This is a genomic window from Serratia sp. H402Y (genome assembly GCF_051172415.1).
In the GTDB taxonomy this organism is placed as follows: domain Bacteria; phylum Pseudomonadota; class Gammaproteobacteria; order Enterobacterales; family Enterobacteriaceae; genus Serratia; species Serratia ureilytica.
Map to the genome: position 1 here is coordinate 229,681 of NZ_JBPIYZ010000001.1, position 13,780 is coordinate 243,460.

11 protein-coding genes are annotated in these 13,780 nt (G+C 60.8%); 5 read left to right on the top strand and 6 right to left on the bottom strand.

The window, feature by feature from the left end; translation table 11 throughout:
• Window positions 1-119 precede the first annotated feature (119 nt).
• Complete coding sequence (gene ushA, locus ACSBQS_RS01185; RefSeq protein WP_033642120.1) at window positions 120-1,772, top strand: bifunctional UDP-sugar hydrolase/5'-nucleotidase UshA; 1,653 nt, start codon at window positions 120-122, stop codon at window positions 1,770-1,772.
• A gap of 107 nt (window positions 1,773-1,879) precedes the next feature.
• Here ushA and ACSBQS_RS01190 read toward each other — a convergent pair whose 3' ends face one another.
• Window positions 1,880-2,647: an AraC family transcriptional regulator gene (locus tag ACSBQS_RS01190; protein ID WP_047025742.1), complete on the bottom strand. Its 768-nt coding sequence runs from the start codon at window positions 2,645-2,647 to the stop codon at window positions 1,880-1,882.
• 99 nt (window positions 2,648-2,746) lie between these two features.
• Here ACSBQS_RS01190 and ACSBQS_RS01195 point away from each other — a divergent pair, with 99 nt between their 5' ends.
• Window positions 2,747-3,904 carry an MFS transporter gene (locus tag ACSBQS_RS01195; protein WP_047025741.1) on the top strand — a complete coding sequence of 386 codons (1,158 nt, stop codon included), beginning with the start codon at window positions 2,747-2,749 and terminating at the stop codon, window positions 3,902-3,904.
• A gap of 92 nt (window positions 3,905-3,996) precedes the next feature.
• A complete protein-coding gene (dacB, locus tag ACSBQS_RS01200; protein WP_434989496.1) occupies window positions 3,997-5,463 on the top strand; it encodes a D-alanyl-D-alanine carboxypeptidase/D-alanyl-D-alanine endopeptidase in 1,467 nt (488 codons plus the stop codon).
• A gap of 10 nt (window positions 5,464-5,473) precedes the next feature.
• On the opposite strand, the gene ybaK is transcribed toward dacB, so the two are convergent.
• From ybaK to copA, 3 genes are all read right to left on the bottom strand, one after another.
• Window positions 5,474-5,953 (bottom strand): Cys-tRNA(Pro)/Cys-tRNA(Cys) deacylase YbaK, encoded by a 480-nt coding sequence (gene ybaK / locus ACSBQS_RS01205; protein WP_004940240.1) that lies wholly within the window; start codon window positions 5,951-5,953, stop codon window positions 5,474-5,476.
• A 228-nt stretch (window positions 5,954-6,181) separates the two neighbouring features.
• Window positions 6,182-6,988 (bottom strand): TraB/GumN family protein, encoded by an 807-nt coding sequence (locus ACSBQS_RS01210; protein ID WP_033641125.1) that lies wholly within the window; start codon window positions 6,986-6,988, stop codon window positions 6,182-6,184.
• 133 nt (window positions 6,989-7,121) lie between these two features.
• The gene (gene copA / locus ACSBQS_RS01215) at window positions 7,122-9,833 is read right to left on the bottom strand and encodes a copper-exporting P-type ATPase CopA (RefSeq protein ID WP_197666216.1); all 2,712 of its coding nucleotides are present in this window, start codon (window positions 9,831-9,833) and stop codon (window positions 7,122-7,124) included.
• 108 nt (window positions 9,834-9,941) lie between these two features.
• On the opposite strand from copA, the gene cueR reads away from it, so the two are divergent.
• Both cueR and ACSBQS_RS01225 read left to right on the top strand, forming a co-directional pair.
• Window positions 9,942-10,355, top strand: coding sequence for a Cu(I)-responsive transcriptional regulator (cueR, locus tag ACSBQS_RS01220; RefSeq protein ID WP_046897486.1), 414 nt, complete (start codon window positions 9,942-9,944; stop codon window positions 10,353-10,355).
• A 118-nt stretch (window positions 10,356-10,473) separates the two neighbouring features.
• Window positions 10,474-12,228, top strand: coding sequence for a hypothetical protein (locus ACSBQS_RS01225; protein ID WP_434989500.1), 1,755 nt, complete (start codon window positions 10,474-10,476; stop codon window positions 12,226-12,228).
• A 57-nt stretch (window positions 12,229-12,285) separates the two neighbouring features.
• Here ACSBQS_RS01225 and ACSBQS_RS01230 read toward each other — a convergent pair whose 3' ends face one another.
• Entirely contained in the window at window positions 12,286-12,756 is a 471-nt protein-coding gene (locus tag ACSBQS_RS01230) for an NfeD family protein (protein WP_046897484.1), read from the bottom strand.
• A 2-nt stretch (window positions 12,757-12,758) separates the two neighbouring features.
• Window positions 12,759-13,664, bottom strand: a complete 906-nt coding sequence (locus ACSBQS_RS01235; protein WP_004940203.1) for an SPFH domain-containing protein — start codon at window positions 13,662-13,664, stop codon at window positions 12,759-12,761.
• Between the last annotated feature and the right edge of the window lie 116 nt (window positions 13,665-13,780).

Below are 13,780 nucleotides of genomic sequence, written 5' to 3' on the forward strand. Positions count from 1 at the left end.
ATTTTTACCATATCTGAAATAATCAGACTCACATCGCAAAAAATTGAAATCAGCTGTCATTAATTCGCGCTACAATTTCGCCCTCATCATAAAAGCCATTTAATACACGGAGATCCGCCATGCGTTTTTCGCTGAAAACCACCGCATGCGCGTTGGCCGTATCCCTGACGCTGCTGTCGGGGGCCGCCAGTGCCTGGGAAAAGGATAAGACCTACGCCATCACCATTCTGCATACCAACGATCATCACGGTCACTTCTGGCAGAACGATCACGGTGAATACGGTCTGGGCGCGCAGAAAACCCTGGTGGACGGCATTCGCCGCGAAGTGGCGGCGCAGGGCGGCAGCCTGCTGTTGCTGTCCGGCGGCGATATCAACACCGGCGTGCCGGAATCGGACCTGCAGGACGCCGAGCCGGACTTCCGCGGCATGAACCTGGTGGGTTACGACGCGATGGCGATCGGCAACCACGAATTCGACAACCCGCTGAGCGTGCTGCGCCAGCAGGAGAAGTGGGCGACCTTCCCGCTCTTGTCCGCCAACATCTACCAGAAAAGCACAGGCCAGCGCCTGTTCAAGCCTTATGCCTTGTTCGACAAACAGGGTATCAAGATTGCCGTGATCGGCCTGACGACCGACGACACCGCCAAGATAGGCAATCCGGAGTACTTCACCGACATGGAGTTCCGCGTGCCGGCGCAGGAAGCGAAGCAGGTGGTGGAGCAACTGCGCAAGGACGAGAAGCCGGACGTGATCATCGCCGCCACCCATATGGGGCACTACGACAACGGCGAGCATGGCTCTAACGCGCCGGGCGACGTGGAGATGGCGCGCAGCCTGCCGGCGGGATATCTCGACATGATCGTCGGCGGCCACTCGCAGGATCCGGTGTGCATGGCCGGCGACAACCGCAAACAGGCGGATTACGTACCGGGCACGCCATGCTCGCCGGATCGTCAGAACGGCACCTGGATCGTGCAGGCGCACGAGTGGGGCAAATACGTCGGGCGCGCCGATTTCGAATTCCGCAACGGCGAGCTGAAGCTGGTGCATTATCAGCTGATCCCGGTGAACCTGAAGAAGAAGGTGGAGAAAGCCGACGGCACCAGCGAGCGCGTGTACTACACCCAGCAGATTGCGGAAGATCCGACCATGATGAAGCTGCTGACGCCGTTCCAGGATAAGGGCAAGGCGCAGCTGGGCGTGAAGATCGGCAGCGTCAACGGCAAGCTTGAAGGCGATCGCAGTAAGGTGCGCTTCGTGCAGACCAACCTGGCGCGGGTGATGCTGGCGGCGCAGAGGGAGCGCGCCGACGCCGACTTCGCCGTGATGAGCGGTGGCGGGGTGCGCGATTCGATTGAAAGCGGCGATATCACCTACAAGAATGTGCTCAAGGTGCAGCCGTTCGGCAACACGTTGGTGCATGTCGATATGAAAGGCCGCGAGGTTGAACAGTATCTGGCGGTGGTGGCCAACATGAAGCCGGATTCCGGCGCCTATGCCCAGTTCGCCAACGTCAGCCTGGTGGCGGACGGCAAGGGCGTCAGCGAGGTGAAGATCAACGGCCAGCCGCTGCAGGCGGATAAAACTTACCGCATGGCGACGCTGAACTTCAACGCGCTGGGCGGCGACGGCTATCCGAAGCTGGACGGGCTGCCGAGCTACGTCAACACCGGCTTTATCGATGCCGAAGTGCTGAAGCAGTACATCGAGAAACACTCGCCGCTGGATGCGGCGGCCTACGAGCCGAAGGGCGAAATCGTCTATCGCTAGGGGCGTCGCGGAACGGCGCTCTCGCTTGTCGCGGGGGCGCCGTTCCCCCCTCGCTTTTCTCCACTGCATCAACGCCTTTTGTCAGCGTTGCCGTTTTAAACGGCGTCTTACTTTCTTCTCTCCATATACGCCCTCGGCGGGCAGCCCGCCATATTCTTGAAAAAAGTGGCGAAGGCGCTGTCGCTGGAAAACGCCAGCCGACCGGCGACGTCGGATTGGCTCAGCCCTGCGGCCAGCATCTCTATCGCTTTGATCAGGCGCCATTGCTGACGCCATTGTTGATAACCGAGCCCGGTTTCACGGCGGAAAATCCGGCTGATGGTTTTCTCGGAAGCGCCGCTATAGCGCGATAACTCGTGCAGCGGCGGAAGCATGTCCAGATTGGCCAGATGGCGCAGGCGGCGGTCGCTGGGCAGCGGCAGCAGCGTCAGTTCGCGCGGCGCGGCGGCGATCTCGTCCAGGCAGACCGCCAGAATATTGGCGTAAGGCCCATGCTGCCAGTCGGTGTCGAAGGCGGCGAACGCGATGCGTTCCAACACCTCGCGCAGCAGCGGCGAGGCTGTCAGTACGGCAAGCTGCGCAGGCAGACAGGCATAGCGATCGGCGTCGAGATAAAGCGAACGGTAACCGACGACGCCGTTGACCTGAACGCGGTGAGCCACCTGCGGCGGGATCCAGGCGACTCTGCCCGGCGGCAGCATGCAGATGCTTTGGTTGAGCGTGATGCGCATGCTGCCTTGCTGACAGAACAACAACTGCCCCCTGTCATGCCAATGCGTGCCCGAGTCGTGCTGCGCCAGTTCGGCGGCGATCCCGAGTACCCCGTTGTCGAGCGTATCCGGATTAAAACTGTCCTGCGCCTGAAGCCACGCCATAGTCTGTCCGATTTTGTAAATTTATTGTCTTTTATATTGTAATCGGCGCTGGGACCAGATGCTACCTTGTGCAGCCTATTCTTGGCTACAGGATCTGTTATGCAACGTAAACTGACGCTGACGTTGGCGACGTCGATGATGATGTTTCCCCAGGTGGTGGAGACCATCTACAGCCCTGCATTGACGCATATTGCGCACGGTTTCCGGGTCAGTGCGGAAATGGCGGCGCAAACGCTCTCTTGTTACTTTTTCGCCTTTGCGCTGGGCGTGGTGGTATGGGGGCGGATGTGCGATGTCATCGGGCGGCGTCCCACTATTTTGGCCGGGCTGACGCTCTATCTGCTGGCTTCTCTCGTTGCGCTGTTCAGCGGCAGCTTCAGCGTACTGCTGGCGGCGCGGGTGCTGGCCGCCTTTGGCGCGGCGGTCGGGTCGGTCGGGACGCAAACGGCGATTCGCGATCGCTTCGACGGTTATGAATTGGCGCGGGTGTTCTCGGTGATGGGGATCGCCATGGCGATCAGCCCGGCGGTTGGCGTGTTGAGCGGCGCAGTGCTGACTCACTATTGGGGCTATCAGGGGGTGTTCGGCGGTTTGGCGCTGTTGGCGGCGCTGTTGCTGGGCTATGCCGGTTGGCAACTGCCGGAGACGTGTCCGCAGCAGGTGGTGAAGAATTCATTTTTCGGCACGCTGGGACGGATGGTCAAGGACGGGGATATTTGGCTCAGCGCGCTGTTGGTGGCGTTGTTCAATATTTGCATGTTCAGCTATTACCAGCTGGCGCCATTCCACTTCTCGGCGTTGGCGCTGCCGGCACAGTGGTTCGGTTATACCGGTTTGGTGTTGGCGGCCGGGGTGGGCATCGGCGCGGCGATCAACAAGTTTTTGATCGGCAAGCACTGGCTGTTCCCCGCGCTGTTGATGCTGGCCTGCGGATTATCGCTGACCGGCGGCCTGCTGGTACTGCTGCTGGAAGGGACCTTGTGGTTCGTTCTGCCGATGATGCTGGTGGTGATGGCGTACGGCATCGCCATTCCCAATATTCTGGCGCGCGCGCTGCGCCATTATAAAGACTGCATGGGCACCGCCGGCGCCATCCTTGGCCTGATGTATTACCTGATGCTCGGCGGTGGCTTGGTGTTGGCGGGGCTGTCGCAGCACCTGGGCGCCGTGCTGTCGCTCTGCAGCCTCTGCGTGCTGCTGTTGGCGTGGCGGGTGGTGCACAACGAGCGTCGTTTGGCGATGCCTGAGCGTATCTGAATGATAAGCGGGCCGGACATTCTCGCCACCGCCGCCTTCCAATGATAGCCTGAGCGACAATTTGGTTTTGATAACGCAAACAGGAAGATGACATGTTGAAAACCGCAGGCTGGCTGCTGCCCGCCATCGTGGCGCTGGCGGGGTGTTCGTCATCCGGCGAACGTCATGGACAAACTCTCAGCCAGGCGCTGGCGGCCCTCGGCCAGGACAAGGCGTTGGTCGGGGCGTCGAACGGCGTGATGGTGCGCGATGCCGACAGCGGCAAGGTGCTGTATCAGGCGCACGCGGAGCAGCGTTTGGCGCCGGCTTCCAACATGAAGGTCTTCACTTCTCTGGCGGCGTTCGGCGTGCTGGGGGCGGATTACCGGTTTGAAACCCGGCTGTTGACCGCCGGCGAGCAGCGCGGCGACACGTTGCGGGGAGATCTCTATCTGCAGGGCAGCGGCGATCCGACGCTGCATCCGGACGATCTCGACACCTTCGCCGCGGCGCTGGCGCAGCGCGGCATCCGTCATATACAGGGGCGGTTGTTGCTGGACGCCGGCGCCTTCGATCAAACGCCATTCGGTGCCGGCTGGAGCTGGGACGATGAACCCTTCGCCTTCGCTGCGCCGATCTCGGCGCTGAACTACGCCTTTACCCCCGGCGGCGATATCAACGTGGTGCAGGTGGATGTGCGGCCGGGCGCTCGCGCCGGCGCGCCGGGACGGGCGAGCTTCTATCCCGCCAATGACGCGGTGACGCTGGTCAATCGCACCACCACCGGCAGTGACACCGCGCTGACGTACGAGCGCCGGCCGGGCAGCAACCGGATCGTGGTCAGCGGCACCATCGCCGCGCAGGCGGAGGCCAGCTCGCGATTGATTACCGTCGATCAACCGGCCCTCGTCGTCGGCGCTTTATTGCAACATGCTCTGCGCGCGCACGGCATCACCCTGCGCGGCAACGCTGAAGAGGGCGTGACACCGGCCGGCGCACAGCTGCTGGCGCAAAAAACCTCGCCGCCGCTCTCCCGCCTGGTCGTCACCTTCCTGAAAGTGTCCAATAACGGCTACGGCGAGATATTGACCAAGGCGATGGGCCGCAAGACGCAGGGCAAAGGGGATTGGGCCGCCGGCCTTCAGGCGATAAACGGATTTGTGCAAAGCCAGGGCATCGCGGCCGACGCGTATCGCCAGGTGGACGGTTCAGGGCTGTCGCGCATGAACCAGATCACGCCGCAACAGCTGACGACGCTGCTGCTGGCGGCCAGAAAACAGCCGTGGTTCGCCGACTGGTATCGCGCCTTGCCCGTCGCGGGCGAGCCGGGGTTGCTGGTGGGCGGCACGCTGCAAAGCCGCATGGTGAAAAGCGCGGCGGCGGGGCGCGCTCACGCCAAGAGCGGTTCCATGACCGGCGTATCGTCGCTCAGCGGCTATGTTGATTCGGCTACCGGGCGGCCGCTGGCGTTCGCCATCATCAGCAATAACTATCTGGTGCCCGGCGCGCAGGTGAAGGCGCTGGAGGACCGCCTGGTGGAAACGCTGGCGGCCTGTGACGCCACGGTGGTGTGCCGCTGAGTACGCGGCGTCAGTCGCGTTTGGCGATGTCGGCGAAGCTGCCGGCCAGCAGGCGGCACAGATCGGCGGCGGCCAGCTCGATATCCAGCCCGCGTTTGCCGCCGGAAACGTAAATGGTGGCGAACGCTTGCGCCGGGCTGTCGATCACCGTCGGCAGCCGTTTTTTCTGCCCCAGTGGGCTGATGCCGCCCACCAGATACCCGGTGACGCGCTGCGCCAGCTGCGGATCGGCCATCTCGGCCTTTTTGGCGCCGAGGGCGCGGGCAACCTTTTTCAGATCCAACTGGGTTGCGACCGGCGTGACCGCCACCGCCAGGTGTTTGGCGTCGCCGTTCAGCGCCACCAGCAAGGTTTTGTAAACCCGATCGGCATCCAGCCCCAGCTTTCTCACCGCCTCATCGCCGAAGTTGGTTTCGTCGCTGTCGTGGTGATAAGGATGGAGGGTGAAGGCGACCTTTTGTTTCTCAAGCAGAACGACTGCGGGCGTCATGATGTGTTGTCCAAAATGTCCCCGGCGGGGAAAGGGTGATAACCAGCCTTAAAAATACAAAAATCCAACCAGCCCGGCAACCTGAGCGGCTGTTACATAAAGCGGGTTGCCAAGATATTCGCCGGGTTGCTACCCTGTTTACTGTAACCGTTAACACGGTTGCTATGCGTATAACTAGAATACAAGAAATTCCTCTTTGACTGGCCAATAGCGATATTGGCCACTTTTTTACCCCTGCGGCTGCAGCATCGCCGGCAGGTTATCCTCGCCATACAGGTGCAATGCGCCAACCGCCACCACATAGTCTCCGGCCGGCAGCGCCTCCAGCTGACGCCGCCAGTCGCGATTGCGTTGATGCATCAGCACGTCGTAAAGCCCGGCGCTGAAGGTGGCCGGCAGCGTGTCCAGCGTGCCGCGCGGTTTGGCGTCCAGCCACCAGCTCACCATGGTTTGCAGCAGCCGCGCGTTGGTATGCCAGTGCTCCAGCGTATCGCGCAGCAGCGCGATGCCGCCTTCCGGCAGCTGTTCCAGCAGCGCCAACTGCTGCTGCGCCCCCTCGAGTTCGATCACCGGTTTGTCCTGCGCTCTGGCGGCCTGCAGCAGCTGATAATCTACGCCGTACTCTGCGCGCAGACCCAGACGCTGGGCCTGCCGCGCCTGCATCATCAGCGCCACCTGCCAGCCGGGCAGGGTGGCGAAGGCGTGTGGATCGGCGCCCAATTCGTGGCACAGCGCCAGCAGCTGTTGATATTCTTCGGCGGACAGGCGCTGTTCCAGCTCCGGCTGTTGCTCTGCGTGGTCGAAAGGGGAGGCGGCGCCGGTGATATCGGCTTCGACGATCAGCGCGTCGGCCTGTTGCAGCCGGGCGGCCAGCCGGGGCGGCAGCGGCGACATATCGACGGTGCCCATATGGATGCTGCCCACCAGATGGAGCCGACGCTCGCCCGGCAGCGTGATGTCCAGCGCCGGATAAGCGTAACTTTTGGGCGAGATCAGGCCGAGAAAGGCGGCGAGGCGGCGTAACAGTTGACCCATACGGCGTGGCTCCTGAATAACGGGTGCGCGTTTTCGCGTGCAAGGCGAGGGAAAATCGTCATTCATGCTAAACGCTATCCGCCGCGCAGGGAAGCCCGGAAAACAGCGGGGCGCCTTGACGGCGCCCCGGAGCTTACTTCCTGGGTTTAAAACGCAGCAGCCGGTTGGCGTTGCTGACCACGGTAATCGACGACAGCGCCATCGCCGCGCCCGCCACCACCGGGCTGAGCAGCGTGCCGGTCAGCGGGTAGAGCACGCCGGCGGCGATCGGAATGCCCAGCGTATTGTAGATAAAGGCGCCGAACAGGTTCTGCTTCATGTTGCGCAGCGTGGCCTTCGACAGTTCCACCGCATCCGCCACGCCGTGCAGGCTGTGACGCATCAGGGTGATGGCGGCGGTCTCGATGGCGATGTCGCTGCCGCCGCCCATCGCGATGCCCACGTCGGCCTGCGCCAGCGCCGGGGCGTCGTTGATGCCGTCGCCGACCATCGCCACGCGTTGGCCCTGCGCCTGCAGCTGTTTGATCGCCGCCGCTTTGCCGTCCGGCAGCACGCCGGCAATCACCCGATCGATACCGGCCTCTTTGGCGATGGCGTTGGCGGTCACCGGGTTGTCGCCGGTCAGCATCACCAGCTGATATCCCTGCTGGTGCAGGCGCTGCAGCGCCGCGACGCTGTCCTCGCGCAGCGGATCGCGAATGGCGAACAGCGCAGCCGGTTTACCGTCAACGGCCAGCAGCACCGGCGTCACGCCGCGTTCGGCCTGGGCGCGCATCGGCGCCTCCAGTTCGTCGGCCGCGACCTGATGTTGTTTCAGCAGCGCGGCGTTGCCCAGCAGCACCTGCACGCCGTCGATCTCCCCGCTGACGCCGGCGCCGCGCAGGGTGCGGAACTGCGCCACCTGCGGCAGCGTTTGCCCGGCGGCGCGTTCCATGATGGCGCGCGCCAGCGGGTGATTGGAGCCTTGTTCCAGCGCGGCGGCCCAGCCGAGCGCCTGCTGTTCGCTGACCTGATTGAAGGTCAGGATCTCCACCACCTGCGGTTTCCCTTCGGTCAGGGTGCCGGTTTTATCGAACACCAGGGTATCCAACTGGCTGGCCTGCTGCAGGGCGTCGGCGTCGCGCACCAGCACGCCGAATTCCGCCGCGCGGCCCACGCCGGAGATGATCGACATTGGCGTCGCCAATCCTAACGCACATGGGCAGGCGATGATCAGCACCGTGGTGGCGATCACCAGCGTATAGACCAGCTGCGGCTGCGGACCAAAGAAGTACCACACCGCCGCGCTGAACAACGCGATCGCCACCACCGCCGGCACGAACACCGCCGAGACGCGGTCGGCCAACTGGCCAATCGCCGGCTTACTGCTCTGCGCCTGACGCACCAGTTTGATGATGCGCGCCAGCGTGGTTTGGCTGCCGATGGCGGCGGCGCGGAACAGCACGCTGCCGTCGTCGACTACCGTCCCGGCATGCACCGTGTCGCCGGGGCCTTTCTGCTGCGGCACCGCTTCGCCGGTCAGCATCGCTTCATCAAGCCAGACTTCGCCCTGCACGATTTCACCGTCGACCGGCACGCGATCGCCGGTGGTCAGCCGCAGCGTCATGCCGAGCTGCACCTCCGCCAGCGGAATATCGCGCTCGCCGTCGTCAGTCACCAGCCGCGCGGTGGGCGGTGTCAGATCGAGCAGCCGCTCCAGCGCCTGCGAAGAACGTTGGCGGGCGCGCTGTTCCAGCGCATGGCCGAGGTTGATCAAACCGATGATCATCGCGCTGGCCTCGTAATAGAGGTGACGCGCCTCCATCGGGAAGAAATCGGGCCAAATGTTGACGGCGATCGAATAGAGCCAGGCGGCGCCGGTGCCGAGCGCCACCAGGGTATCCATGGTGGCGCTGCCGTTCATCAATGCGCGCCAGGCGTTGCGGTAGAAGTGCCCGCCGGCGAACACCATCACCGCCAGAGTAATGACGCCGACCAGCAGCCAGGGGCGCTGGGTTTCCGGCGTCAGCGTCATGCTGCCGCCGAACAGCCCCCAGGCCATCAGTGGGATACCCAACGCCAGCCCCAGCGCCGCCTGCCAGCTAAAGCGCTTCATGTTGGCGCGTGCGGTCTGTTGCTGACGTTCGCGGCGTTCGGTTTCGTCCTGGATCATCTCGGCGCCGTAGCCGGCTTTTTCCACCGCCGCCACCAGCGCCTGCGCATCGGCGGCGCCGGTCACCAGCGCGCTGCGCTCCGCCAGGTTGACGCGCGCGTGCTCCACGCCGGGAACGCTTTGCAGCGCCAGCTGCACCTTATTGACGCAGCTGGCGCAGGTCATGCCGCTGAGCAGCAGCTGTACGCTGTCGTCCGCGCTGTTGGTTGCCGGAAGAGAAGGCTGCGCCGCTGGCTGAACGTCCGGCAACGAAGGTGTTGCGTCAGTCAACGGCTCAGTTTTTGGGACGACGGCGCCCGCCACGCTGGCGTGATAACCGGCATGTTCCACCGCGGCGATCAGCGCCTGCGGATCGGCATCGCCGTACACTTTCGCGTTGTCGATCTCGACGTCGGCGGCGAACACGCCCGGCACCGCTTCCAGCGCCTTGCGGGTGCTGCCGACGCAGTGCATGCAGCTCAGCCCGCTCAGCTGCAGTTCGGTGTCGGCGCGCGGCGCGACTTCTGCCTGATAGCCGGCGGCGATCACGCTGTCGATCAATGCGCTGTCCGGCGCTTCGCCGGTCACTTTGGCGTAATGGACGTTAACCTCCGCCTGTTCGACATCGCTGCGGCTTTCCAGGGCTTTTTTCACCCGCTGCGCGCAGTTCATGCAGGACAACCCCTGCAATGCCAGCATAGTGGTGTGTGACATGATTGAACTCCTTGCTTAAAGGGCGGTGTTTAAAGGTTGACCGCCGGACCTGTTTTCACTAAGAATGGAGCTTAAACCTTCCAGCAAGGGTAAGGTCAAGGAGGGAAAATGAATATTAGCGACGTCGCGAAAAAAACCGGTTTAACCAGCAAGACGATTCGTTTTTACGAAGAGAAAGCGTTGATTACCGCCCCGATCCGCAGCGACAACGGTTACCGCCACTATTCCGCCAAGCATGTCGAAGAGCTGACGCTGCTGCGCCAGGCGCGGCAGGTGGGCTTCAACCTGGACGAGTGCCGCGAACTGGTAGCGTTGTTCAACGATCCGGCCCGCCACAGCGCCGACGTGAAGGCGCGCACGCTGCAGAAGGTGGCGGAGATCGAAAAGCACATCAGCGAGCTGGGGAACATGCGCCAGCGCCTGTTGACGCTGGCGGAACAATGCCCGGGCGACGAGGGGGCGGAGTGCCCCATCATCAATAACCTGGCGGGGTGTTGTCATCAGGTGACTGCGGCCAAATAATTCGGACAGCGAGTTGTCCACCTGCGTGTGGCACAACCCGTTGTTTTGGTGCAATGAAGGGCCGAACTTTAAAGTCTTTGTGTCGATTGAGACGCACAGACTTCAAAGAGGTGGTTCTATGACGAGCAGTTCTGACAGCGTTGCCGCGCTTACCGTTATCCCTAGTTTTGAAGCTCTAAGAGCCTATGTACCTGCGCAGGCTGGCGTGAGGGTTAGACTTAACGCGTGGAAGGAAGGTGGGATATATGGTGGCGGAGATTTTATTTCTGTCGCTGGTGTGAAAGTTGATGATGGTGGTCACGTCGCGCAAACAACCGGGTTCTATTGGGAAAGGATCGCCGGCTCGGTTAATCTTTATGATTATGGGATAGAAACTACGAATAGGGCGACATCAAGTTATGTTGATGTCACCGGAAGCTTACAGGCGGCTATAAACAAAGCGATTGAAAAAAAATGCGCTTTGGTGAGCGAGTTTCCTAAAGCTGGATCTTATGCACAAGTAGGGTTATTTATTTCATCCTCTATCAATATCACCGGGTTGACTTCTCTATCCGGTGCTCTCCACTTATTTATTAAGTCGTCTTCTTTTATTCCAAAGACTGATCTTGGGTTGAGACTTCCTTGGGTCGTCATTAACCAGAATGGGCAGTATGACGGAAAAGGTTTAGTGTATGGAACAACCCAAGGTAATCAGGATCTGGATACCATCACTATTTACAATATGGATGGCTACACGGGTAAAGCGATTAATGGTCAACTGCATACGCTTTCAGGTTCCAGAGTTCAATTTCTCTCTTCAATGCACATGAATGGTGCAGGCGTCTATTTTGCTTCTACGTTTGATAACGTATTTAATGACGTCAGGGCGCTGTTCTGTGGCAATGAGATGATGTTCGGTATCGACTTTACCAGTTATCCCGCTGCAACCGGATCGGCGTTTGATGAATCTAACGCCAATACGATCCACTCTTTAATGGCTCATGACTGTAGAGAGAAAGCTTGGCGAGTATCAGGTTCAAAAAATTGGCTGGCAAAAGTTCATGAAGAAGGCACGTTAGTCACTAAGGCAACTGTTGAAACCCCCAACTCTGCCGAAAAAAGAAATGGATATGGCTATATGAATAGCTACTTTTCTTCCGTAGGTGGCGGTGCCGGCGTGATTAATATCTATGCCTCTACAAATAGTACGGTTGAGCATGTTCATACTTTCGGTGCAACGGCAACTGCTGTCGGGAATCTTTCGTCAACGGCGAATGTTTCAATTATACCTGGTGATCCCGCTCCGAATGGGGGGGCTATAGGGACAGTCTTTGCCAAAGACATTGTAGTTATGGCTAATGCCCGCGTCAATTTAGACTCTGTCAGAACGGCAGGTGGAGTAGATATTCGTGACGATAACTCATCCGTATCCAGAGGCAATATTGCGGGTCACCTACAGCTCTCTTCTGCCGCCAAGATTTTAAATAGTTACATCGGTGGCGATGTGATTTCTACGTCGATGCCCAGACTCACTAATTGCGACCTGCAAAAGAGCTTTACCGGCGGCGGGAGTCTGCAAAATACGAAAGTCGTTGGCGATGTAACAACGGTCGATGCGCTGCGGTTGGTTCTGATTGATGTTTCTTTAGCAACGCTGATGGTTACCGGGAAAGGCGTTTTGTTGGATGTTCAAGGGGGAAACTTTAACCGTATGACCTTTGCCGATGGAGTTACGGGTAGATGGATAATCTTTCCGTCGCCTAGGGTGAATGTGACGGTGGATAATTGGTTACCTCCAACATTTGCCGCGGGCCACGGATTATTCACCATCAACCCGCTTTCGAACAAGATTTACACGGTTCGAAACGGCATGTGGGTGGATTATAAGGCGTAAAATACCGCTCTGCTGGCAGGATGAGTGAGCCGGGTGTGGGCTAGCCCGGCTCACTTGTTAACGCGATGAAGAAGGCAGGGCACGGATCACCAGCGTGACCCCTTCCACCGCCACCACTTCCACTTCGGTGCCGGCGGGCAGATCTTCCGCCGCCTGCGCGCGCCAGCTGCTGTCGCCGATATTGATGCGCCCCATGCCGTTGTGCATCGGCTCCGTCAGCGTGGCGCGGGTGCCGATCAGCTGACGGTTGCGCTGGTTGAGCACCGGCGAACCGCCGGATGCGGCCGCCGGGCGGCGACGCAGCCAGTACCACCACAGATAGGCGACGACGACGGTCAGGACGGCGAAGATCACGCCTTGCCATTCCCAGGAAAGCGGTGGCAGCAGCCAGATCAAGGCGCCGACCAACAGCGCCGCCACGCCGCTCCACAGCAGGTAGCCGCCGGCGCCGAGCATTTCCGCCGCCAGCAGCACGCCCCCGAGGGAGAGCCAGAACCACAGCGGATTCGCCGCGATCAGTTCGAGCATGATTATTTGCCTTTGCTTTCTTTCAGCAGTTCGGTAATGCCGCCGATCGAGCCGAGCAGGCTGCTGGCGTCCAGCGGCATCATCACCACTTTGCTGTTGTTGGAGGAACCGATCTTCTGCAGCGCATCGGTGTATTTCTGCGCCACGAAGTAGTTCACCGCCTGAATGTTGCCGCTGGCGATGGCGTCGGACACCAGCTGGGTGGCGCGCGCCTCGGCCTCGGCGGCGCGCTCACGCGCTTCCGCCTGCAGGAACGCCGACTGACGTTCGCCCTCGGCCTTCAGGATCTGCGATTGCTTCTCCCCTTCGGCGCGCAGAATGGCCGCCTGACGCACCCCCTCCGCCTCCAGGATGTCGGCGCGCTTGGTGCGCTCGGCCTTCATCTGGGCGTTCATCGAGGCGATCAGTTCTGCCGGCGGCCGCACGTCGCGGATCTCGATACGGGTGATTTTCACCCCCCAAGGGTTGGTCGCTTCATCGACGATGTGCAGCAGGCGGCTGTTGATGCTGTCGCGCTGCGACAGCATTTCGTCCAGCTCCATCGAGCCGAGCACGGTGCGGAAGTTGGTCATGGTCAGGTTGACGATCGCCTGTTCGAGGTTGCTGACCTCGTAGGCGGCGCGCGCCGGATCGACCACCTGGATAAAGCACACCGCGTCGATGGCGACGTTGGCGTTATCGCGGGAAATCACCTCTTGGGAAGGGATGTCCAGCACCTGCTCCATCATGTTGATTTTGCGGCCGATGCGGTCCATGAACGGCACCACCAGGTTCAGGCCCGGCATCAGCGTTTTGGTGTAGCGGCCGAAGCGTTCTACCGTCCATTGGAACCCCTGCGGCACAATTTTGACGCCGGCGAACACCACAATCAGTGCGACGACGATCACGATGGGAATAAAAGTAAGCATGCAAACCTCCTGTCAGACATATGTAAACAGATATTACGACAGCGCCGGAAAAATGCCTACTGATACCGCGACTTAATCCAGGGCGCTGACGCAACCCGCGAGCGGTGGATCCCGCG

What these genes read in the sequence shown, in the direction of transcription:
- ACSBQS_RS01230 (WP_046897484.1), bottom strand. Translation starts at nt 12,756, where the DNA reads ATGCTCGAACTGATCGCGGCGAATCCGCTGTGGTTCTGGCTCTCCCTC.
- dacB (WP_434989496.1), top strand. Translation starts at nt 3,997, where the DNA reads ATGTTGAAAACCGCAGGCTGGCTGCTGCCCGCCATCGTGGCGCTGGCG.
- ACSBQS_RS01225 (WP_434989500.1), top strand. Translation starts at nt 10,474, where the DNA reads ATGACGAGCAGTTCTGACAGCGTTGCCGCGCTTACCGTTATCCCTAGT.
- ACSBQS_RS01195 (WP_047025741.1), top strand. Translation starts at nt 2,747, where the DNA reads ATGCAACGTAAACTGACGCTGACGTTGGCGACGTCGATGATGATGTTT.
- ACSBQS_RS01210 (WP_033641125.1), bottom strand. Translation starts at nt 6,988, where the DNA reads ATGGGTCAACTGTTACGCCGCCTCGCCGCCTTTCTCGGCCTGATCTCG.
- ACSBQS_RS01190 (WP_047025742.1), bottom strand. Translation starts at nt 2,647, where the DNA reads ATGGCGTGGCTTCAGGCGCAGGACAGTTTTAATCCGGATACGCTCGAC.
- ybaK (WP_004940240.1), bottom strand. Translation starts at nt 5,953, where the DNA reads ATGACGCCCGCAGTCGTTCTGCTTGAGAAACAAAAGGTCGCCTTCACC.
- ushA (WP_033642120.1), top strand. Translation starts at nt 120, where the DNA reads ATGCGTTTTTCGCTGAAAACCACCGCATGCGCGTTGGCCGTATCCCTG.
- copA (WP_197666216.1), bottom strand. Translation starts at nt 9,833, where the DNA reads ATGTCACACACCACTATGCTGGCATTGCAGGGGTTGTCCTGCATGAAC.
- cueR (WP_046897486.1), top strand. Translation starts at nt 9,942, where the DNA reads ATGAATATTAGCGACGTCGCGAAAAAAACCGGTTTAACCAGCAAGACG.
- ACSBQS_RS01235 (WP_004940203.1), bottom strand. Translation starts at nt 13,664, where the DNA reads ATGCTTACTTTTATTCCCATCGTGATCGTCGTCGCACTGATTGTGGTG.